The organism is Pandoraea anapnoica, from assembly GCF_902459765.1.
GTDB classification, from domain to species: Bacteria; Pseudomonadota; Gammaproteobacteria; order Burkholderiales; family Burkholderiaceae; genus Pandoraea; species Pandoraea anapnoica.
The window spans coordinates 300,808-321,428 of sequence record NZ_CABPSP010000004.1 but is presented as its reverse complement, the minus strand read 5'-3'; the positions used below and the strand labels follow the sequence as shown (position 1 = coordinate 321,428).

The following is a 20,621-nucleotide window of genomic DNA, read 5'->3' as shown; positions in this document are numbered from 1 at the left end:
CGGTCGTCGTCAGATCGGCAAGGGAGGAAAGTCATGCTTGGCACCATCTTGTTGATTGTTCTGATTTTGTTGTTGGTCGGTGCATTACCCGCGTGGCCGCATAGCCGGGGATGGGGATACTACCCGTCCGGGGGGCTTGGACTGATCGTTCTGATTGTGGTGTTGCTCGTGGTGATGGGGCATATCTGACGATTGGCCCTATTCAAGGAGGACTCGTCATGCCGTATCGACAGACTCACGATTTACCGGCGAGCGTGAAAGACAACTTGCCGACACACGCTCAGGAGATCTATCTCAAGGCGTTCAATTCGGCCTGGGATGAGTACGAGGACCCAGGCGAGCGGCGCGGTCATGAATCGCGTGAGGAGACGGCGCACAAAGTGGCATGGAGCGCCGTGAAACAGACTTACGAAAAAGATGACAAGTCCGGGAAGTGGCATTCGAAGCATCACTGACCACTGATCGGTTGTTCCGGGGAGTGGGCTCAAGCGCTGCGCAGTGATACCCATGCGGCGCGCGCGAAGCGTCACTCACCGTTGACCCCCAATACGACTGCATCCGATTCCCGCAACCGGAGCGCATTCGTAGCTTGCCGGCCCACCCACTGGGCCGGTTTTTTTATGCCAGGCAGGCTTATGTAAGTGTGGCGCGATGTTTATGAGGGAGCGTTTCGTCGTTTGTCATATTGCGGTGCGGTAAATACGTGAAAAAATGAGGCTGTTTGCCCGTATTTGTGACGTTTTGATGATGTTGCAACGCCGCAGTGGGTCTGCAGACTTTGGCAGCTTCGCGTAAAATCCTCGCTTGCTGTCATCTCCGAATCCCGATGAGTTCCCCCCAAATCCTCCCCGTCGAGGCGACTGAAGCGTTGCCCCCGTCGTCCATTCCCGTCTGGCTCTCGTTCGTGGCGCTCGCCATGGGCGGCTTTGGTATCGGGACCGGCGAGTTTGTCATCATGGGCCTGCTGCCCGACGTCGCCAAAGGTCTGGACATCACCATTCCTCAGGCCGGTCACGCGATCAGCACCTACGCACTGGGTGTCGTGATCGGTGCGCCATTGCTTGCGGTACTTGGCGTGCGTCTGCCGCGTCGCGCGTTTCTCATCGTCCTGATGGCGATGTTCGCTATCGGCAATTTCGCGAGCGCGCTGGCCCCGGGCTATCTCTCGCTGATCGTGTTGCGTTTCCTCAGTGGTCTGCCGCACGGCACCTATTTCGGTGTGGCGGCGCTCGTCGGGGCGTCGCTTGTGCCACCTCATCGCCGCGTGCATGCCGTCGGACAAGTCATGCTGGGACTCACGCTCGCCACACTCTTCGGTGTGCCGATTGCCGCAGGTCTCGGCCAATGGCTGGGCTGGCGCGCGGCGTTCGTGATGGTGGGTGTGATCGGCGCGCTGACGGCCTTGCTCGTGTGGCGCTGGGTGCCGGATGCGCCCGCACCGCATGGCGCAAGTCCGCTGCGCGAACTGGGTGCGCTGCGCAACTCGCAGGTTTGGCTCACGCTGGGAATCGGCGCCATCGGCTTCGGCGGCATGTTTGCCGTCTTCAGCTATATCAAGCCGACGCTCATGCAAGTCGCCGGTGTGCCCGAGTCGTGGGTGCCGTTCTATCTCGCGCTGTTCGGCGTGGGGATGGTCGGTGGCACGATTGTCGGCCCGCGTCTGGTGGCGGCGGCCACGTTGATGCGTGCCATCGGCGGCACGCTGATCTGGTCGGCGGTGTTGCTCGTGGCCTTCACGTTCACGTCGTCGAGCCCCTGGCTGGCGGGGGTGAACGTGCTGGCGATCGGCACGATCATCATCATCGGCCCCGCATTGCAGATACGTCTGATGGACGTGGCAGGCGAGGCGCAGACGCTCGCGGCGGCGCTGAATCATTCGGCGTTCAATATGGCCAACGCCGCTGGCGCATGGCTCGGCGGCGTGGCGATCACTGCGGGTTACGGCTGGACGTCGACCGGTTGGGTCGGCGCTTTGCTTTCCTGCGCCGGCATGGTCATGTTCTTCTGGGCGCGGCACGATGCCCGCCGGAAGGCCCGGTAACACAAGCCCTGCATCGTCAGCATGGCAATGAACGCGAGCGGATACGCCCACCAGATGCCGGTGAGTCCGGCGATCCGCTCGAACATCCACGCGGCGGGCACTTCAATGCCCAACAGCCCGATCATGCCGAGTAGCGTCGGCACCCACACCTTGCCGCTTGCGCGCATGGCCCCGGTCATCACCGCGGTGGTTCCCATCACCAGCACACTCCAGGCGACGATGTAGAGCAGGTGCGTCGCGAGCGACAGCACGTCGGGATCGGTCAGGAAGCCGCGAAGGATCGTCGGTGCGATCAGATAGATCACCACGATCAGGCTGCCGGTCAGTCCCAGATTGCACAGCAGACCGGTGCGCACGATTGCGTCGATGCGCTCACTGCGTCCTGCGCCGATGGCATGGGCGCACAGGATCGACGCCGTAATGCCCAGCGTCATTACCGGCATCTGCAACCAGCTCATCACCTGCGTGACCGCACCGTAAGCGGCGGTAGCATTCGCGCCGTGTCGATTGACCATGCTCAGCAGCACCATTTCGGCAATCGCCATCGTCAGCATCTGAATCGCTGCCGGCACACCGATGTGAAGGATGCCGCGCGCCAACGTCGGGTTCCATCGAATTGCGCGCCACAGATCGGTGTTCGGTGCCAGCGGATGACCCTTGCGTCGCCAGTGAAAGGCCATCCAGAGCAGGGCGACGGAGAACGCGATCATCGTCGATACCACGGCACTCGCTACGCCCAGTGCCGGGAACGGTCCCCAGCCGTAGATGAACGCCGGTGTCAGGCCGAGCGACAGCAGCGTTGCGATCAGTAGCGCGATGAGGGGAGACACCGCGTCACCGGTGCCTCGGCTCATCGACGTCGTCAGCCAGAGCATAAAGATGACGGGCATGCCGATGAGCATCCATCGGGCGTATTGCGTCGCGGCGTCGAATACGGGCTCGGGGGTGCCGAACACACGCATCAGCGGCGTTGCAAACAATCCGCCCAGCACGCTGATCACGACGCCCGCGCCGAACATCATCACGAGCGCCGTGCCTGCAAGGTTGCGCACGAGCGCACGATCCTGCGCGCCCCACGCACGGCCAATCATGACGGTTGCGCCGGCAGACAGACCGATCACGATGGCCAGCAAAAAGAAGAAGACGGGAAAGAAGGCGGAGACGGCCGCAATCGCGTCGGTGCCGATCAGGTGTCCGAGATAGATGCCGTCGGCGGTGCCCGCGATGGACTGGAGCGCGTTGGTCAGCATCATCGGCACGGCGATGAGGAGCCAGGTTTTCCAGAGCGGCCTGGGTGGCTGCTGTGGTGTGGAGGGGTGTTGCGTCATGGTTCGTTTTCCTTGGTGAGAACGCAAACGTCGGACGGGACACGTCGGACAAGGACGTCGGTAAAAGGGGGCTGCGAAAGGGATGTCGCAAAAGCGACAGGCAAAGCGAGGCCTATCCGGGGCGGCGGTCCGCCCGGTGAGCAGTGAAATCAGCGAAATCTGTGAAGGGAGGCGAGGGGGGATGGTCCCCTCGCGCCGACGGACTAAGGCGTGATCAGGCCAGCGCGTCGACCAGGTCGTCGGTGGACGTGAGACGCATCAGATGCGTGCGCACGTCTTCGGGCCATTCGACGATGCGCTGGGCCAGTGCGTCGAGATCGTTGGCGAAGAGCGCGCGGGATGCCTCTTCGAAGTGCGCCAAATCGCCTGCCATCGTCGACATAAAGCTGTATGAACGCTCTTGCGCACGACGTTGCATATCGCGCTCGGCATTCGTGCGACGAGCTTCGTCGATCAGCTTGCGCAGTGCGACAGACGCGCCGCCGCGCTGCTCGGAGAGCCAGTCCCAATGACGCGGCAGGAGCGTGACTTCGCGCGCCACGACGCCGAGCTTCGGGCGGCCCCGGCCTTTGGGGGCGTCGTCCGGTTCGGGTGCGCTATCGGCATTGACGGGGCTGCCGGTCACGGCGGCGGGGTAGCGCGCACGGATGTCGGCGGCACTACCGCGCGTGTCCACGTCGCGCGTGTCGCCCGTCAAGTTGTCGAAGATGAGGACCGATGCGTTCGGGTCGGCGAGCATCGCCTGCTGATAGGCGATGGCCGCGTCGGCAAGCGAGCCGGAGGCGATGCGACGCTTGTCGCGAAAGACGGTATAGCCAAGAGATTGAGTAGCCACAACGGACTCCGATAGCGATGACGGATGGTCGATGGGGCGAATATTACCCGGGTGTTATTTGGATTGCAATATCACCCGGGTAATATTTTTTGCGGAGCGGCGAGGCCGTGTTTCAGGCGGTCAGCGCCACGCCGCGGTTCAGTCGCTCCAGCACGGTGGCCTTGACGGCACCCGGCGCATCGTCGAGCAAGGTGGGCCAGACGGCCTGCGCTTCACGAACCGTCTCGCGAGCAATCGTCATCAGCCGTCCCACGCGCAGCAGTCCGGCGCCTTTGAGCAGCGCTTCGAGGGCGGGCCAGTCGAAGGCACGCAGCGTCTTGTCGATGGCCCGGTTCACGCCGTAGTGCGAGGGCGGCACATCGTGGAAGAAGGCCGCGACGCACACCGGATCATAGACGGGGGCGAGTTGGGGTGTCTGCGCGTCGGGATAGATCAACGCCCAGTTCTTGAGATGTGCGTCGGTGTTGCCGAGCAGGATGAACGCGATCAGTCGTCGCATGAACTCGCGTACGTCCCGCACGGGCTGGCCGGAGAGCTGATCGAGCACGCGCAGCATCGTGGTGTAGTCGACGTCGAGGCCGCGTCCGTATTTGCTGCGCGGCGGGTATTGCAGCACCTGAGCGAACTCTTCCATATGCACTCGCCGACCATCGGGCAGTCGGTCGAAGCGCGGCACCGCGAGGATGTGCTCGAACGGCACGTGCTCAGGCAGTTCGGCGTCGTGCCGCGAGATGATTTCGGCTTTTGCGCAGTCGAGGTCGAGGGCTTCGCAAAGCCGATAGCCAGTGAATTCGTTTTCGACGAGATCGGGGTGGCGCGTGGTCGGCAGCTTGAGAATGACCGATCCCGCGCGCCCCTGACGCTTCACGATGTAGCGGCGGCCGTCGCGAATGGCGGAGAACTTCGTTACGACGCCGGGCAGCGACGCCGCATCTTCCACCGGCGTGTCGACGAAGCCGGGCTCGACCATTTCGAGTCCCAGTGCGGTGTGCCAGCGATGCACGATGTCCGGCACGCCTTCGCGCGGCGGCACCGGCTCGACTTCCAATGCGCCCATCAGGTCATGACCGGCGGCGGCGAGCAGTTCGAACTCGTCGTCGGGACTGCAATGACGCTCGGCGGCGAGGCGTTCGCGGTTGTGACCTTCGGGCAGCAGATTTTCGAAATACACAGGCCAGCGGCCATCGGTGCGCACGAGACGAACGTCCTGCGGCGATGCGAGAATTTCGCGGGTCGCCGTCTCGTTGGCCCCGCGATAGGCGAGCGAGAGGACGGGGCGCCGCGCGTCCGCAATGTAGTCCTCGTCGAATGACATGCGCAAGATGTCCCCATACTGCGAGAGATAGCCGATGGCGCGACGGCTGCCGTCCGGCTGGTGCAGATAGGCGCGCAAGTACTTGATATTCATGGCGAGAGTCTCGTTCGGGCGGTCATGCGCCGATGGTGCCGATGGTGTTGATAAGGCCCGTCGGGTCGGTTAGCCCCGAAGCGTTTCCACGATGGAGGGCGGGGCCGACACGCCGCTCGGCTGCGCAAGATATTTGCCGCCGGAGCGCAGAAACGCTTCGACTTCCTGACGTAGTGCCGCAGGCACGAACATCGGTTCCAGACCGAGCGCGCGCGCCGTCTCCAGCAAGGTCGACATACGTGGATCAAGCGCGCCCGACTCCATTTTTTGCACGGTCATGCGCGACAGCCCGGCCTGTTCCGCCAGCTCGGCCTGGGTCAGTCCAGCGTCCTTACGTGCCGAGATTAGAGGCTCCATGAAGCTCATCATCATGTGCTTTTCAGGGTAAATGATGATTTATCTTAGCACTTTTCCAAGTAATTTTTGCCAACAAGCTAATTTAAGTTGGCTTTTGCGCGAAAATGATAATTAAAATTAGCATTAGCCGTCATGTCCGGAATGGACCTTGCCTCTCGATGCCTTGACGCGGGAACGCACCTGTTTGGCATCGCGGCGGCGTACCTGACTCGCGAACGTTGGCCGCGTAGGCACGCGGCGGCGGGGTGCGATGGCGGCGGCGTCAACCAGCGCCTGAAGACGCGCCAGCGCGTCGGCGCGGTTAAGTTCCTGCGATCGATGTTGTTGTGCCTTGATGATGATGACGCCGTCTTGCGTAATGCGGTGATCGAGCCGGGCGAGCAGGCGCGCTTTCACTTCGTCGGGCAGCGACGAGCGCATGACGTCGAAGCGCAAATGGATGGCACTGGAGACTTTGTTGACGTTCTGGCCGCCTGCGCCTTGCGCGCGCATGGCCGTGAGTTCGACGTCTTCGGGGGCGATAAGAATGCGACGGTTCATGGGCTCAAGAATAACGTTCCCGATGCGACGCCCACAAGCGACACCCAAAAAGCGATGCGGCAGCGCCGGAGATGACATGCGGTGCTGCCGACATACGCGTTGAGATAGCTGCCTCAGTGAGGTGCCGTCACGACGACGAACTGGACGGTGGTGCCGGAATAGACCGGCTGATACCAGGTCGAGCCGCAACGCTGATAGGCAACGTTGTTGACGACAGTGCTCACGCAACTCGGTGGCAACGAGGTAACGGTCGAGCCGATGATTGCTGCCGACACCCCGATCGTGACAGCGGCTGCCACCGGGTCATACCAACCGCCACCCCAACCCCAATACGGCGGTGGGGGCGGCGGCGGTGGAGGCGGCGGATGTGGCCCGGGTCCCGGCCCCGGGCCGGGAGGTGGTGCGGGTGGGTGAGGTCCGGGTCCAGGTCCGGGTCCAGGTCCAGGTCCAGGTCCAGGTCCAGGTCCAGGTCCAGGTCCAGGTCCGGGCGGGTGCGGGCCGGGATTGGGTGATGGATTGGGGCCGGGGTTCGGATGCGGCTGCGGTCCCGGCCCGGGCGGTTGGCCGCCGCTAGCGTTGGCGTGCATCGCGCCACCGCCCGCAGGGCCGCCACCGCGCGTGGCACCGCTCAAGTTGCCTTGCGGCGCTCCGCCGCCGTGGAGCCCGCCACCTCCGTGGAAATCACCACCACCGCCACCGTGAAGGCTGGTGCGCGCGCCGCCCCGAAAACCGAAGCCATGACTGGCCGTCGACGTCAGGACAAGCACCGCCGCTGTGGCAAGGCACGTGGCACGAGCCACGGTGAGTATGCCGCGTTTGCCCACCGTCGCCGGAGTGCTTGCTGAAGAGGTCGTTCGCTTCATTGCGGGCCTCCTGCGGCAGACGGCGGCCGCATCTCGATGCGTTGCGCGCCAGCGGGGGCTTTATAAGTGAAGGTCCCCGGCGGGAACGTCGGATTCACATCCCAGCGGTAATTCACGGAATGTCGCGGGCGTGACGGCTGCGACGTATCCGTGATCACGAAGCGGCATGGCAGCGGGCGCGCACCGACCCGAATCCAAAGCTCCCAGTCGACGTCGGGCTGCTGGAACGCGTAATGGTTGCACCACTCGCCGCCCACGCGATCAAGGCCGATGAACAGGGCAGAACGCAATTGCGTGGCATCGTCCGGGTCCATGCCCCAATAGAAGAGGTCGGCCAACGGCATGCCGACCTGATATTTCTCGTCGATATCCCGAATCAGCTCGTCGATGGTCGGCGGGGCGCTTGCCTGACTGAAATATCGCTTGCCTTGCGATTCTTGGTAAAGGGTGAAGGTTCTCCCGTCGTAGACGAACCCGCGATTGCGCGCCTGACCCGTCACAACGGCACGGACCTTATCGGGACGTTGAACGGAAAGCTCCGTTTGGTGAAGAAAGCCGACATTCTGTCCGGTGCTCAGCACGGCATCGGTCACGGTATCCGCGTGTACCTGAAATCGCTTGAGCGAGCGCAAATACCGACTCATTGTCGTCAACGCATCGACCGCACCTTGCTGCATCTCCGGCATGCCTTGTACTGGCAAAGTGCTGTCCGATTCGGGGGCCTGCGCCAATACCGGTGCGGCGACAAGCAGCGCGCCCGTCAACAGGACCAGTCTGACGCTGCGGGGGGGATATCGCCGGATTTTTCGTCGGGAGAATGGAAAAAGCACTGTGTGACCTCATTCGAATGGTGGAATTGAACGGGACGACCAACACGTGCGGACGCGACGCCGGATGACGCGCAAACATGACTTTCAGGCAATACCGATGCGGAATGGTGAACGGTATGTGAAGCCAGAATAGTGATTCGGATTGCAAACTGTCAAGTTGCAAAATCATCATCCGAACGGATTAAGAATTACTTGAATCTTGTGAATAATTTTGTAACAAGGTGTATCTGAATCGATGCGCAAAGTAAATCTATTGCCCCATGAATAGGCAAAGAAAGCTGATCTACATCGAAGCGTGATATTTGCAGTCCCCATGTTTGGGGAGCGTTAAGGGATTTGGTGAGAATCTGTTGGTAATTTTAATTACGTAAGTCGATGGTGGAATTTGGTATGCAATTCGAAAGAAACTTGCAGCTTTGAATTATTTTGTTACTATCCGATGGAAACATTCGGGTTTTTACGCAGTCTTCGAATGCCTGGTGTTTTAGTTTGGATAATTAAATATTTCGCAAACCAATATATGCAACGTATGCATTCGGTATGCATACATCGATAACAAAAGGACTCAGCATGAAGCTCACGAATGCCATGATTCTGGCCGGTCTGTTGTCGTTGGGGACGGTGGCGCACGCACAGGATGCTGCGCGTCCGGCGCCCATCGTTGCAGGCGACGTCGTCGAATTCCGGACCACGTTGCTGGGGGTGGATGTCAAGAAACGCACCATTCAGGTAGCCGACGATAACGGCAAGCCGGTCACCTTCATCGTTGGCCCGGATGTCCGGAATTTCGAACAGATTCGCAAGGGCGACAAAGTCATCGTGGCGTTCCAGCGCTCGGTGGCCATCTCCGTCGCGCCGGGCGACGGCATTCGCAGCCGTGTGCTGACCGAAGGGGCTGACCGTGCGACGCCGGGCCAGAAGCCCGCCGCCGATGCCGCGCGCAATCTGAAGGTCGTGGCGACGGTGCAGCGTATCGACCGGAAGTCGAATGTTGTGACGTTGCGCGGCCCGAACCGCACGGTCGACGTGAACGTGGAAGATCCGAAGCTGCTCGAAGGTGTGAAGGTGGGCGACTCCGTAACGGTGAATTACACCGAAGCGGTTGCCGTGGCCGTGACGCCGGATCCGTCGGCAAAGAGCAAGGCGAAGAAGTGGGTGCCGCCGGCGCCTGCCTCGGCCCCGAAGCCCTAAGTTGTGTCAACCGGCGACTGCGCCGCGCAGCGCGCAGTCGCATTGACCGTCGTGTCCCCGGTAGGGCCTGTGCTGGCTCGCCGGGGCGCGATACCTCCCGATACGGTAAGCACCCGGAGATCGCCATGGCACGGTCCGCCTTGCAGTTCGACGATGCAACCTACGCTGCCCTGCTTGGCGCTGCACGCGATGCAGACGCCGCACACCCCCACAACAACCCCGCCTTCCTCGATGCCTTCCTGACGGATGCATGGAAAGCCGAGCGCCGGATCTACGGTGCGCAAACCTATCTGCGTTTCATGGCACAGGCCGGCGTCACGCGCCGTCCCAGCGCTGGTACTGTGCAAAAAGCCATCGTGCGTGCCCGCAGCATGTACGAAGCCCCGGTGATCCCGGCGTTCGGCGGGATACCCGTCGCAGGGCAGTCCGTCTGGGCGCAGCAGTTCGAACAGAATCTGGCGCGTGCCATGACGCTGCTCGACGTAATACCCGAAAGCCACGGTACGGCTGGCGACGGTGTCACCGACGTGGCCGACGCTATGCGTCGCGTGCAGCATCTGGAACGGGAGAATCTGGAGCTACGCGCGCGTCTGGCGCAAATGACGGTGGCCGCCGCTTATGCCCGCGAGGCACTGGGCGAAACGCTGACGGTCTTCGCGCCGCATGCCGTGCAGCAGGCGAGCAGCCTGGGGAGTCACGGCGTCTGACGCACGAGCTGAGTCGATGTCGTTGCAGTAGCAGACGCGGCGGGTGACGTGCCGGCGGCACCCGCGTCTTCGCGATGACTGACCGAAAAGCCGAACGCGTTGAAGCCGTTCGCGCTGTGTGCCCACACCGTACCGCCGTGCATTTCCGCAATGGCCTTGACGATGGCCAGCCCAAGGCCGTGATTCTCACGGCTATTGGTGCGTGACGCCTCGGCGCGGTAGAACCGGTCGAACAGATGCTTGAGCACGTCCGCCGGGATTTCCGCCCCCGGATTGACGACTTCGATACGCACGTGACGGGCGCGGTTCGACTCGGCAGTGGTGCTGGCGTCAGGGATCTCTGTGGTGATGCGCACGTCGATATTCGCACCCGGCGCGCAATGCTCGATAGCGTTCATCACCAGATTGGCCAGCGCGCGTCCGAACAACGCCTTGTTGACTTGCGCGAACGCGCTGCCATGCAGACGCGCGGTGACTTGCGCTTCTTCCAGCGGAAATTCCAGAAATTCCAGCGTGTGTGCCGCTTCGCTCGCCAGCGACACGGCAGTGAGTCCCGTCGCGCGTTCACCTTGATCGGCCCGCGAGAGGAACAGCATGTCGTTGATGATGGTGCGCATGCGGCCGAGTTCTTCAAGGTTCGACTGCAACAACATGCGCAGTTCCTCGACCGGCCGGTCGCGAGTCAGAGCCACTTCCGTTTGTCCGATCAGGATGGTGACCGGCGTGCGCAACTCGTGGGCGACGTCGGCATTGAACGATTCCAGCCGTTCGTAGGCACCGTCGAGCCGAGCCAGCGCACCGTTGAATGAATGCGCGAGATCGTCCAGTTCGACGGGCAGCGAGCGAGTCACGAGGCGTTGTGAGCGGTTATCCGGCCGGATTTCAGACGCTTCGCGCGTGAGCCGCGTGAGCGGCGAGAGGCCGAGGCGCGTCACCGAGTAGCTGAGCAGCAGCACGCCCAGCGCGCCTAATCCGGAGAGCGCCGCGAGACTCAGCCCGAACGCACGTAGCGTCTGTTCGTTGGGGGAATAACTGGCCGCGACTTGCAGCGTGACTGCCGGCCGCGTGCCGTAGGGCGGCAGGATCTCGCGGGTCGTCAGCATGTCGTCGCCCCCGCCGTCCGGGCTCAGGCGCACATAACCGTTGGATAGCCGTTTGACGAACATGCCGCTCACAGGCGTGCCGAACGTGTACCTCGGGTCGTCGCTGGAGACGGCGTACGTTGTGGTGCCGTCGCGCGGGGTCATGTCACTCAGCTTTTCCCGCACGATCTGCCATTTCTCGGGCGTGGCGCCGTGATACACGATGATGTGCGCGATCTGCGCGCGGTCGTCCAGCGACTCGCGCAGGTGCCGCTCCAGTTGAACGCGCAACACCAGATACAACGCCGCACCGACGAGCGCGAACACCGACAGCGCCACGACGGCGAACATGGCGGCAAGGCGGCGGGAGATCGAGTGTTTCACGGTGACGTCGTTGGCGTGGAGGGCGAGGCGCTCAGGCCTCGCGCACTTCCAGCACGTAGCCCATGCCACGCACGGTGTGCAGTAGCTTGGTGGTGAAGGGGCCGTCGAGCTTCGCGCGCAGCCGTTTGATGGCGGTCTCCACTACATTCGTATGGCTATCGAAATTGACGTCCCAGACCAGTTCGGTGATGGCCGTCTTCGAGAGAATGTCGCCCTGACGGCGCGCAAGCACCGACAGCAGCTGGAACTCCTTGGCCGTAAGATCGAGCCGGTGACCGTCGCGCGTCGCCCGGCGGCCGATCAGATCGACGAACAGGTCGCCCACCGAGATCAGCGTTGACTCCTGCACGCGGGTGCGACGGGCGAGCGCGTGAAGACGTTCGACCAGTTCGATGAACGAGAAGGGCTTGGTGAGGTAGTCGTCCGCCCCTTCGCGCAAGCCGCGCACCCGGTCGTTCACATGGTCGCGGGCGGTGAGCATGATGACGGGGGTGGACTTGCGCTCGCGCAGCGAGCCGAGTACCGCAAAGCCGTCGCGCTTAGGCAACATGACGTCGAGCACGATGACGTCGTAGTCGAACTCCAGCGCCAGGTGCGTGCCTTCCTCGCCGTCGAGCGCAACATCGACCACCCAGCCTTGCTCGGTCAGCCCCGAGCGCAGATAGTCCACTACCTTTTGTTCGTCTTCAACGATCAGCACTTTCATGTCGTCACCTCATCTTTGCGCATTATACGAGTCAGAGGATGTCTCCGATGGTTGCCATCCGCCGCCCAGTGCCTTGACCAGCGCCACCGAGAGCACGAGTTGCTGCCCCCGGATCTGGACGTCCTGTCGCTCGCTCGCCAGCGCCGCCTGCTGCGCCGTAATCACGCTGAGATACGCTGTCAGTCCGCCCGAATACCGGTCGTTCGCCAGACTCAGGAGGCGCTCGGCGTCGACCACGGCCGCATGCGATTCCTGCGCGGCGGCATTGAGGACCGACAGACCGGTCACACCGTCCTGCACTTGCTGGAAGGCGGTGAGCACCGTCTGACGGTAGTTTGCTTCCACGGCGCGATAGCCCGCGCTGGCGTAATCGACACCCGCCTGACGCCGTCCGCCGTCGAAGACGACCTGCGACGCCAGCGTGCCCAGCGTCCACAACAGGCTGGGCGCAGACAGCAGGTTGGCGAACTCGGTGCTTTGCCAGCCGATGCCGGGATTCAGGGTCAAGCTCGGGAAGAAGGCCGCTTTCGCGACGCCGATCTGCGCATTTGCAGCGGCCATGCTGCGTTCGGCCGACGCCACATCCGGACGCCGTTGCAGCACATCGCTCGGCACCCCGAGCGGGATCTCGGGGAGCGTTGCAGGCAGCACGCCCTCCGGAATTGAGAACGTCGGCGCGGGCACGCCGACGAGCGCCGCGATGGCATGTTCGTACTGATCGCGTTGCTGATGCAGTAGACGAGCCTGAACGCGCGTGGTGTCGAGTTGCGATTGCTGCTGGAGGACGTCCAGCCCCGAGACCGCGCCGAGATCGTGCTGGGCGCTCACGTAATCGAGCGCCTTTTGCTGCAAGGTGACCGACTGGTCCAGCACTTTGATCTCGGCGTCGATGGCACGCAACTGGAAGTAGGCCGTAGCGAGTTGCGTCGTGAGGACGAGTCGCGCATTCGCCAGATCGTCGCCCGCTTGTTCGGCGGACGCCTGCGCACCTTCGACCTGACGGCGAATACGGCCAAACAGATCGGTGTCGTAGCTCACGCCCAGTCCCACCTGAACGTTGTTCTGCACGGTCGACATGCTGCTCGACGAGTAGCTCGTGACCGGGCGATTCGCCGAGATGCGCTGACGTGCCAGCCCAAACGAGGCATCGACTTCCGGCAGCCGCTGTGCCGAAATGCCGGACAGCGTCGCATGCGCCTGATCGTAATGCGCGACGGCGGCGGCGAGCGTCTGGTTCTGTGCGAGCGCTTTGTCTTCGAGGGCGTTGAGCGCCGGTTCGTTGAACGCCTTCCACCAGTCCGGCTGCATCGCAGCCCGTGACGGTTGCGCGACCTTCCAGTAACCATCTGTTTTCCAGACGGGCGGGGTCGAGACTTCCGGGCGATGGTAGTCCGTGCCTACGGCGCACGCGCTCAGCAGCGCGGCGACGGCGAGCAGCGTTGCGCTGAGCCGGATGCCGCTTTGGAGGTGACCCCGGCCGTCGCGATCCATGCGGCTCACGATTCGTCTCCCTGCGCCTTGGCTGCCGGTTTGCTGCCACCTTTGGCCTCAAGCGCCTTGGCTTGCACGTGGTCGCCGTCGTCCACCGAATCGCTCGGATTGACGATCACGCGGTCGTTGGGCGACACGCCATCGGCCAGTTCCAGCGTCTGTCCGAGATCCTGCGCGATCACGATCTTGTGCAGATGCACGACGCCCTGATCGTCCACGACCGCCACACGCGGGCCTTCGGCGCGAAACAGCAGCGCGTTGGACGGTACGCTCAGATGCGGTTGCACGGCGCCGGGCAGCGCGAGTTGCACATACGCGCCGGGGCGCAGCTTCCCGTCCGGATTCGGCAATGCGGCTTCGATCTGGAGCGAACGCGTCGCCACGTCGATGGCGCCGGACACGTGCGTGATCTTGCCCTGGAAGTGCTGTCCGGGCAGTTCGGCTTGTGTCACGACCACCGGCTGACCGACGGATACGCTCTGCGCATAGGCCTGAGGCACTTGCACATAGACGCGCAGCGGGTCGGTCTGCGCCAGCGAGAACATCGCCTGAGCACTGCCGCTGCCCGCCGCGATGAGATCGCCGACATCCACGTTACGCTGCGTGATCACACCGTCGAACGGGGCGACGATGCGCTTGAACGATTCCAGCTGCTGAAGCCGTTTGACGTTGGCGTCGGCCGCCGCGAGATTCGCCACGCCCTGGGTGTAGGTGCTCTGACGTTCATCCAGTTCCTGCTGCGAGACGGCGTCGCGCTGACGCAGTTGCTGCCACCGGTCGAGCGACGACTTGGCCAGGCCGAGGCTGGCGTTAATCTGATTGCGCTGGGCGATGGCCTGCGCCAGTTCCTGATCGATTTCCGGCGTATCGAGGTCGGCGAGCAACTGACCTTGTTTGACCTTCGCGCCGATGTCCACGTAGCGATGCAGCAAATAGCCCGTCGCTCGGGCGTAGATGGGCGACTCCACGGCGCCGCGCAGGGTGGCGGGCAGCAGCGTTTCGCTGGCGGCGGTGGCTTGTGGCGTCACCACGCTCACGAATTGCTTCGCGTTTTGCGACGTCACGTTGGCGACGGCCCGGCGTTGCAGGAAGTTGGAGATGGTCGTGCGTGCTGCCCCGGCGACCAGCAGCAGAGCGACCACGATCAGTACGATCTTTGCGCGACGGAACTCGCCGTGACGCGGGGGCAACTGCCGACCGTCGGCAGGATCGTGCTCGGGAATGGCCAGTTCGGCGTGATGTTTCTCGGTCATGTCGTTCAACCCGTCAAATCTTGGTATCTGGTGTGTGAGGTGTCGGTCGCCATGCCTTACTGGCTGGCGTTATCGTTGTCATCACTACGGTCGCCATGCGTCGTCGTGGCCGCGTTTCCTGCGCGACGCGCCTTGCGGCGTGCGAGTCGCGTGTGCACGCCTGCGAAGACCAGCGGCACGAAAAATAGCGTCGAGACCGTGGCGAACATCAGCCCGCCGATCACGGCGCGACCCAGCGGCGCGTTCTGTTCCGCGCCTTCGCCCAGACCGAGCGCCATCGGCACCATGCCGATGATCATCGCGAGCGCCGTCATCAGCACCGGACGAATTCGGCTCGCCCCGGCTTCGAGCGCCGCCTTGAGCGGAGCCATGCCCGTTTCCATCCGTTGCCGCGCGAACGCCACCACGAGAATACTGTTGGCGGTCGCGACCCCCATGGTCATGATGGCCCCCGTGAGCGCGGGCACCGACAGGCGCGTGCCGGTGAGAAACAGCATCCAGACGATGCCGGCCAGCGCGGCGGGCAGGGCGCTCACAATGATGAGCGGGTCAACCCACGACTGAAAATTCACCACGATAAGCAGGTAGACGAGCACGATGGCCATGGCCACCCCGATGCCCAGGCCCATGTACGAGCTTTGCATCGTGCTGACCTGACCGCGCACCACGATCTGGCTGCCGCGCGGCAGGTCCTTGCGGGCCTGTGCGACGAGCTTGTTGATATCGTTCGCCACGCTACCCAGATCCCGGCCTTCTACGCTGACGTAGATGTCGATGACCGGGCGGATGTTGTAGTGGCTGACCACGGCGAATTGCTGCGTCGGCTCCACCTGTACGAAGTTGGCGAGCAACTGCGGCTGGCCGTTATTGCCCGTGCCCGCCACCGGCAGACGCAACAGATCGTCGATAGAGCTGATGCGGTACTGCGGCGACTGCACCGAGAGGCTGTACTCCACGCCGTTCTGTTCGTTGAACCAGAAGCCGGGCGACGTTTGTGAGCTGCCCGAGAGCGAAATCAGCACGTTCTGAGCGACGGCATTGGCATTCAGATTCAACTGCTGCAAGCGCGTGCGGTCCATATTCAGGTGGATCGTCGGCGCGTTGACCCGTTGCTGAATATGGGTGTCGACCGTGCCCGGCACCTGACGCACCTGCTTGAGCAGCCTGGTCGCGACGTCGAAGTTCGCCAGTTGCTGATTGCCGCTGATCTGGATGTCGATGGCGGCGGGCAGACCGAAGTTGAGAATCTGCGTGACGATGTCCGCCGGTTGAAAGAAGAACTCCACGCCGGGGAAACGCTGCGGCAGCAGGGCGCGCAGCTTGTCGATGTACTCCGCGCTAGGACGATGGTCTGGCGTGAGCGCAATCTGGATCTCACCATCGAGCGTGCCGATCGTGCCCGCGTTGCTGTACGACAGGTTGATGCCGCTGTACGGCAGGCCAAGGTTGTCGAGGATCGTTTCGAGTTCGTTGGCGGGCACGACCTCGCGCACGACCCTCTCGACCTGATCGGCCAGACGCGCCGTTTCTTCGATGCGTGTGCCCGTGGGGGCGCGCATGTGCATGCGGATGTTGCCCGCGTCGACCGAGGGGAAGAAGTCGGCGCCCAGCGCGAACACCAGCCCCATCGACAGCACGCAGAACGCCAGGAAACCCATGGCGAAGACGCGCCGGCGTACCAGCAGGGTGGACAGCACGACGATGTACGCCGCGCGCATGCGCTCGAAGCTGGCGTCGAAGCGCAGGTAGATGCGGCGGAACACCCCGGGCTTCGCGTTCGGATCCGTGGGATGGGCGTGGCCCATGAGCAGCATGGCGAGCGTGGGCACCAGCGTCCGCGAGAGCACGTACGACGCGAGCATCGCGAACACCACCGCCTCGGCCAGCGGCACGAACAGGTAACGCGCCACGCCCGTCAGGAAGAACATCGGCACGAAGACAATACAGATACACAGTGTCGAGACGAGTGCGGGGACCGCGATTTCCCCGGCACCGTCGAGAATCGCCTGATGCAGCGGCGTCCCCATGTGGAGGTGTCGCTCGATGTTCTCGATGGTGACGGTCGCATCGTCGACCAGAATCCCCACGGCAAGCGCCAGCCCGCCCAGCGTCATGATGTTGATGGTCTGCCCGAGTGCGTGGAGCGCGAGCAGCGATGACAGGATCGAGAGCGGAATCGAGATGGCGATGATGCAGGTGCTGCGCCAGTTGCCGAGGAACAGCAGAATCATGGCGGCCGTGAGAGCGGCGGCGATCAGCGCTTCGTGAATCACGCCCTGCACGGCGGCCTTCACGAAGACCGACTGGTCGAACAGGGCCGAGATGTGCAGGTCTGCGGGCAGGGCGGCGCGCGCTTCGGGCAACAACGCCTTCATTGCGTCGACGACGGACAGCGTAGACGCATCGCCCGTCTTCATGATCGACATCAGCACGCCGCGCTGGCCGTTCTGACGCACGATGTTCGTCTGCGGCGAAAAGCCGGTGCGCACGTGGGCCACTTCACGCAGATAGGTCGTCGCCCCATTCACGGTGCGCACCGGAATGTTGTTCAGTCCCTCGACCGTTGGCGGCGAGCCGTTCATGTCGACGGTGTACTCGCGGGGTCCGATCTTCGCCGTACCGGTCGGCAGGATCAGGTTCTGCGCGTTGACGGCTGCCACCACGTCCTGCGCCGTCAGGCCCTTGGCGAGCAGGGCGCGCGAGTCGATGTCCACCGAAATCAGTCGCGTCTTGCCGCCATACGGATACGGCACGGCGGCACCCGGAATCGTCACCAGTTGCGGGCGCAGGAAGTTCAGTGCCGTGTCGTTGAGCGCCGGTTCCGATAGGCTGGGGCTCGACAGGCCCAACTGCATCACCGGAATCGACGACGCCGAATAGCTGATGACGAGTGGCGGCGTCGCGCCCGGGGGCATCTGTTTGACCTGCGCCTGCTCGACCGCAACGACCTGTGCGATGGCCGTCTGAATATTGGCCGTCGGTTGCAGGAATATCTTGATGATGCCGATGCCCGGCAGCGATTGCGACTCGATGTGCTCGATGTTGTTGACGGTGGTCGTCAGGCCGCGTTCGTTGCCGGAGATCATCCGGTCGGCGATGTCCTGTGCGGACAGACCGTTATAGGTCCAGATGATACTGATGACGGGGATGTTGATTTCCGGCAGCACGTCGACGGGTGTGCGCAACAGCGCGAGCGGCGTGGCGAGCAGGATCAGAATGGCCATCACGATGAACGTGTATGGCCGTTTGAGCGCAACGTTGACAATCCACATGATTCAGACGCGCTCGGGCGCAGTCACAGGCGTACGGACAAGGGCGGCGCCAATAATGCGCACGCGGGCGCGTCACCGGTACCGGAAGGAACGCCGCCATGTTATGGGCGCACCCCCAACGCCAAAATGGCGCGAATATGGCGAAATTGACAGAATTCGCGACGCCGCCCGGAAACCCCCGTCGCACAAGGCCCGACACACCGCCATATCGATGAGAGTGGCATATTACGGCGTGTTGCGTTATAAAGTTGTCACACTAAAAGTCGCTGTCCGATAGCCTATGGTCCTCCCGAGGACTGGGCGTTGGCGGCCGACAGCGTCAAGAACTCCAGTCCCACGCAGGAAAGCAATGACCGAACGTCCGACGTCTCCTCCTCCCGAACCGCAGCCGGTTTCCGGCAAAGTGACCCGCAGCGCCATCTTCCTCGTCGCCACGATTCGCGACGACGAGGCCGCGCACGCCGCCGTGCGGGGCTGGTGTGCCGATGTGGCCGCGTATGTCCGATCCGTGGGCAAGCGTGTGCCGACCGGCAATCTGACCTGTGTGGCGGGTTTCAGCGACAGCGCATGGGACCGCCTGTTCGGCGATCCGCGCCCGGCCGAGCTGCATCCGTTCCGTGAATTCGGCGCGGGCAAGCGACACGCCCCGGCCACGCCAGGCGATCTGCTGCTGCACATTCGTGCCGAACAGATGGACCTGTGCTTCGACCTCGCCACGCTCTTGCTGAACAAGCTGGGCGACGCGGTGAGCGTCGTCGACGAAGTGCACGGCTTCCGCTATTTCGACATGCGCGCCATGATCGGCTTCGTGGACGGCACCGAGAATCCGGAAGGTCAGGAGGCGCTCGACTTCACGGTCATGGGCGACGAAGACCCCGAGTTCGCGGGCGGCAGCTATGTGCTGGTGCAGAAATACCTGCACGACATGACGGGCTGGAACGCGCTGCCGGTGGAAGTGCAGGAGCGCATCATCGGCCGCACCAAGTTCTCGGACGTGGAGCTGGACGAGGACGTGAAGCCGAGCAATTCGCACAGCGCACTGACCACGCTCGAAGTCGACGGGAAGGAGGTCAAGATCCTGCGCGACAATATGCCGTTCGGTCGCCCGGGATCGGGGGAGTTCGGCACGTTCTTCATCGGCTACGCACGCTCGCCGTGGCCCATCGAGCAGATGCTCGAAAACATGTTCGTCGGCAAGCCGCCCGGTAATTACGACCGCTTGCTGGACTTCAGCACGGCCGTGACCGGCGGGTTGTTCTTCGTGCCTTCGGCCCCGCTGCTTGAAGAACTCGCCGACCGTGCGCCGCAAGCGGCCGCCACCGAATCCAGCCATGTCATCAAGACGTTGATCGACGCACAGCCCTCGGGCGTGCAAGTGTTCGACGCCGCTACTGCTTCTCATCAGGCGAGCCCCGCAGTTGCGGAAGGCTCGCTGCAAATCGGATCGCTCAAAGGAGTTTCTCAGGCATGAATAACCTGCATCGCGAACTGGCCCCCATTTCGAGCGCCGCATGGGCGCAGATCGAAGAAGAAGTGGCCCGCACGTTCAAGCGCACTGTTGCCGCGCGCCGCGTGGTCGACGTGAAAGGGCCGGGCGGTCTGGCGCTGTCTGGCGTCGGCACCGGCCATCAGAAATCGATTGCATCGCCGCTCAAGGGCGTGGATGCGCGTCAACGTCAGGTGCTGCCGCTGGTGGTGCTGCGCGTGCCGTTCGAGTTGTCGCGCGAAGCGATTGACGATGTCGAGCGTGGCGCGAACGATTCCGACTGGCAACCGGCGAAGGATGCGGCGATCAAGCTGGCCTATGCCGAAGACCGCGCGATTTTCGACGGCTATAAGGCGGCGCAAATCACGGGTGTGCGTGAAGGCACGTCGAATCCGGTACTGCCGCTGCCCAAGGACATCGCGGACTACCCGACGGTGATCGCCAAGGCGCTGGAGCAATTGCGCCTTGAAGGGGTCGATGGCCCTTACAGCGTGTTGCTGGGCGCGGACGCTTATACGGCGGTGGCCGAAGCGAACGACCAGGGCTACCCGATCCTTGAGCACATCGGCCACATCGTGAGCGGCGAGATCATCTGGGCGCCGGCCATCGATGGGGGCGCTATCGTGTCGACGCGCGGCGGCGACTACGAGATGCACATCGGTCAGGACCTGTCGATTGGCTATCTGGACCATAACGCCGAAACGGTGCGGTTGTATCTGGAAGAGACATTTACGTTCCTGATGCTGACGGCTGAGGCGAGTGTGTCGGTGGCACCGGGTGTGGCGGCTAAGACGGTGAAGGGTAAGTAAGGCCGTTAAGTCACTGAAGTGGTGAAACGGGAAGGGCT

At 63.1% G+C, this 20,621-nt stretch carries 20 protein-coding genes; 8 read left to right on the top strand and 12 right to left on the bottom strand.

The annotated features are described in order from the left end of the window. Positions 1–33: 33 nt before the first annotated feature. The 3 genes from PAN31117_RS09570 to PAN31117_RS09560 all read left to right on the top strand — a co-directional run bounded on the left by PAN31117_RS09570 (position 34) and on the right by PAN31117_RS09560 (position 2,041). Positions 34–189 carry a DUF3309 family protein gene (locus PAN31117_RS09570; protein ID WP_072633275.1) on the top strand — a complete coding sequence of 52 codons (156 nt, stop codon included), beginning with the start codon at positions 34–36 and terminating at the stop codon, positions 187–189. 29 nt (positions 190–218) lie between these two features. Further along, positions 219–455 carry a ChaB family protein gene (locus tag PAN31117_RS09565; RefSeq protein WP_150737979.1) on the top strand — a complete coding sequence of 79 codons (237 nt, stop codon included), beginning with the start codon at positions 219–221 and terminating at the stop codon, positions 453–455. Positions 456–826: 371 nt separating this feature from the next. After that, positions 827–2,041, top strand: a complete 1,215-nt coding sequence (locus tag PAN31117_RS09560) for an MFS transporter (RefSeq protein WP_150737978.1) — start codon at positions 827–829, stop codon at positions 2,039–2,041. On the opposite strand, the gene PAN31117_RS09555 is transcribed toward PAN31117_RS09560, so the two are convergent. The 6 genes from PAN31117_RS09555 to PAN31117_RS27095 form a co-directional block, all read right to left on the bottom strand. Next, positions 1,939–3,369, bottom strand: a complete 1,431-nt coding sequence (locus tag PAN31117_RS09555) for an MATE family efflux transporter (RefSeq protein ID WP_217429643.1) — start codon at positions 3,367–3,369, stop codon at positions 1,939–1,941. The two genes, PAN31117_RS09560 and PAN31117_RS09555, sit on opposite strands and share 103 nt — an antisense overlap. Before the next feature lie 214 nt (positions 3,370–3,583). Further along, positions 3,584–4,204 carry a DUF2239 family protein gene (locus tag PAN31117_RS09550; protein ID WP_150737977.1) on the bottom strand — a complete coding sequence of 207 codons (621 nt, stop codon included), beginning with the start codon at positions 4,202–4,204 and terminating at the stop codon, positions 3,584–3,586. Between the two features lie 112 nt (positions 4,205–4,316). Then, the gene (locus PAN31117_RS09545) at positions 4,317–5,612 is read right to left on the bottom strand and encodes a type II toxin-antitoxin system HipA family toxin (RefSeq protein WP_150737976.1); all 1,296 of its coding nucleotides are present in this window, start codon (positions 5,610–5,612) and stop codon (positions 4,317–4,319) included. 69 nt (positions 5,613–5,681) lie between these two features. Next, positions 5,682–5,969, bottom strand: coding sequence for a helix-turn-helix transcriptional regulator (locus tag PAN31117_RS09540; protein ID WP_246188994.1), 288 nt, complete (start codon positions 5,967–5,969; stop codon positions 5,682–5,684). A gap of 123 nt (positions 5,970–6,092) precedes the next feature. Further along, complete coding sequence (gene arfB / locus PAN31117_RS09535; RefSeq protein WP_150737974.1) at positions 6,093–6,509, bottom strand: alternative ribosome rescue aminoacyl-tRNA hydrolase ArfB; 417 nt, start codon at positions 6,507–6,509, stop codon at positions 6,093–6,095. Between the two features lie 113 nt (positions 6,510–6,622). Continuing rightward, a complete protein-coding gene (locus PAN31117_RS27095; RefSeq protein WP_174990897.1) occupies positions 6,623–6,808 on the bottom strand; it encodes a hypothetical protein in 186 nt (61 codons plus the stop codon). Between the two features lie 375 nt (positions 6,809–7,183). Between PAN31117_RS27095 and PAN31117_RS27090 the strand changes: the two genes are divergently transcribed. Then, entirely contained in the window at positions 7,184–7,354 is a 171-nt protein-coding gene (locus PAN31117_RS27090) for a hypothetical protein (RefSeq protein ID WP_174990896.1), read from the top strand. Between the two features lie 14 nt (positions 7,355–7,368). On the opposite strand, the gene PAN31117_RS09525 is transcribed toward PAN31117_RS27090, so the two are convergent. Further along, entirely contained in the window at positions 7,369–8,073 is a 705-nt protein-coding gene (locus PAN31117_RS09525; RefSeq protein WP_150737972.1) for a DUF2092 domain-containing protein, read from the bottom strand. Between the two features lie 699 nt (positions 8,074–8,772). Between PAN31117_RS09525 and PAN31117_RS09520 the strand changes: the two genes are divergently transcribed. Beyond that, positions 8,773–9,393 (top strand): hypothetical protein, encoded by a 621-nt coding sequence (locus PAN31117_RS09520; RefSeq protein WP_150737971.1) that lies wholly within the window; start codon positions 8,773–8,775, stop codon positions 9,391–9,393. A gap of 125 nt (positions 9,394–9,518) precedes the next feature. Further along, the gene (locus PAN31117_RS09515) at positions 9,519–10,100 is read left to right on the top strand and encodes a hypothetical protein (protein WP_150737970.1); all 582 of its coding nucleotides are present in this window, start codon (positions 9,519–9,521) and stop codon (positions 10,098–10,100) included. Here PAN31117_RS09515 and PAN31117_RS09510 read toward each other — a convergent pair. From PAN31117_RS09510 to PAN31117_RS09490, 5 genes are read right to left on the bottom strand one after another with little or no spacing between them, the layout of a single operon-like run. Beyond that, positions 10,088–11,566 carry a heavy metal sensor histidine kinase gene (locus tag PAN31117_RS09510; protein WP_150737969.1) on the bottom strand — a complete coding sequence of 493 codons (1,479 nt, stop codon included), beginning with the start codon at positions 11,564–11,566 and terminating at the stop codon, positions 10,088–10,090. The genes PAN31117_RS09515 and PAN31117_RS09510 overlap by 13 nt on opposite strands. Before the next feature lie 31 nt (positions 11,567–11,597). After that, entirely contained in the window at positions 11,598–12,272 is a 675-nt protein-coding gene (locus PAN31117_RS09505; protein ID WP_039398512.1) for a heavy metal response regulator transcription factor, read from the bottom strand. A gap of 9 nt (positions 12,273–12,281) precedes the next feature. Continuing rightward, positions 12,282–13,763, bottom strand: a complete 1,482-nt coding sequence (locus tag PAN31117_RS09500) for an efflux transporter outer membrane subunit (protein WP_150738074.1) — start codon at positions 13,761–13,763, stop codon at positions 12,282–12,284. Positions 13,764–13,768: 5 nt separating this feature from the next. Then, a complete protein-coding gene (locus tag PAN31117_RS09495; RefSeq protein WP_150737968.1) occupies positions 13,769–15,016 on the bottom strand; it encodes an efflux RND transporter periplasmic adaptor subunit in 1,248 nt (415 codons plus the stop codon). A gap of 56 nt (positions 15,017–15,072) precedes the next feature. Further along, positions 15,073–18,288, bottom strand: a complete 3,216-nt coding sequence (locus tag PAN31117_RS09490) for an efflux RND transporter permease subunit (protein WP_150737967.1) — start codon at positions 18,286–18,288, stop codon at positions 15,073–15,075. A gap of 349 nt (positions 18,289–18,637) precedes the next feature. On the opposite strand from PAN31117_RS09490, the gene PAN31117_RS09485 reads away from it, so the two are divergent. Both PAN31117_RS09485 and PAN31117_RS09480 read left to right on the top strand, forming a co-directional pair. After that, on the top strand, positions 18,638–19,759 hold the full coding sequence (locus tag PAN31117_RS09485) for a Dyp-type peroxidase (protein WP_150737966.1): 1,122 nt from the start codon (positions 18,638–18,640) through the stop codon (positions 19,757–19,759). Beyond that, positions 19,756–20,583, top strand: coding sequence for a family 1 encapsulin nanocompartment shell protein (locus PAN31117_RS09480; RefSeq protein ID WP_150737965.1), 828 nt, complete (start codon positions 19,756–19,758; stop codon positions 20,581–20,583). Before PAN31117_RS09485 ends, PAN31117_RS09480 begins: the two co-directional genes overlap by 4 nt. Positions 20,584–20,621: the final 38 nt, after the last annotated feature.

What these genes read in the sequence shown, in the direction of transcription:
- PAN31117_RS09485 (WP_150737966.1), top strand. Translation starts at nt 18,638, where the DNA reads ATGACCGAACGTCCGACGTCTCCTCCTCCCGAACCGCAGCCGGTTTCC.
- arfB (WP_150737974.1), bottom strand. Translation starts at nt 6,509, where the DNA reads ATGAACCGTCGCATTCTTATCGCCCCCGAAGACGTCGAACTCACGGCC.
- PAN31117_RS09515 (WP_150737970.1), top strand. Translation starts at nt 9,519, where the DNA reads ATGGCACGGTCCGCCTTGCAGTTCGACGATGCAACCTACGCTGCCCTG.
- PAN31117_RS09500 (WP_150738074.1), bottom strand. Translation starts at nt 13,763, where the DNA reads ATGGATCGCGACGGCCGGGGTCACCTCCAAAGCGGCATCCGGCTCAGC.
- PAN31117_RS09540 (WP_246188994.1), bottom strand. Translation starts at nt 5,969, where the DNA reads ATGGAGCCTCTAATCTCGGCACGTAAGGACGCTGGACTGACCCAGGCC.
- PAN31117_RS09480 (WP_150737965.1), top strand. Translation starts at nt 19,756, where the DNA reads ATGAATAACCTGCATCGCGAACTGGCCCCCATTTCGAGCGCCGCATGG.
- PAN31117_RS09560 (WP_150737978.1), top strand. Translation starts at nt 827, where the DNA reads ATGAGTTCCCCCCAAATCCTCCCCGTCGAGGCGACTGAAGCGTTGCCC.
- PAN31117_RS09520 (WP_150737971.1), top strand. Translation starts at nt 8,773, where the DNA reads ATGAAGCTCACGAATGCCATGATTCTGGCCGGTCTGTTGTCGTTGGGG.
- PAN31117_RS09545 (WP_150737976.1), bottom strand. Translation starts at nt 5,612, where the DNA reads ATGAATATCAAGTACTTGCGCGCCTATCTGCACCAGCCGGACGGCAGC.
- PAN31117_RS09570 (WP_072633275.1), top strand. Translation starts at nt 34, where the DNA reads ATGCTTGGCACCATCTTGTTGATTGTTCTGATTTTGTTGTTGGTCGGT.
- PAN31117_RS09555 (WP_217429643.1), bottom strand. Translation starts at nt 3,369, where the DNA reads ATGACGCAACACCCCTCCACACCACAGCAGCCACCCAGGCCGCTCTGG.
- PAN31117_RS09565 (WP_150737979.1), top strand. Translation starts at nt 219, where the DNA reads ATGCCGTATCGACAGACTCACGATTTACCGGCGAGCGTGAAAGACAAC.
- PAN31117_RS09490 (WP_150737967.1), bottom strand. Translation starts at nt 18,288, where the DNA reads ATGTGGATTGTCAACGTTGCGCTCAAACGGCCATACACGTTCATCGTG.
- PAN31117_RS09505 (WP_039398512.1), bottom strand. Translation starts at nt 12,272, where the DNA reads ATGAAAGTGCTGATCGTTGAAGACGAACAAAAGGTAGTGGACTATCTG.
- PAN31117_RS09495 (WP_150737968.1), bottom strand. Translation starts at nt 15,016, where the DNA reads ATGACCGAGAAACATCACGCCGAACTGGCCATTCCCGAGCACGATCCT.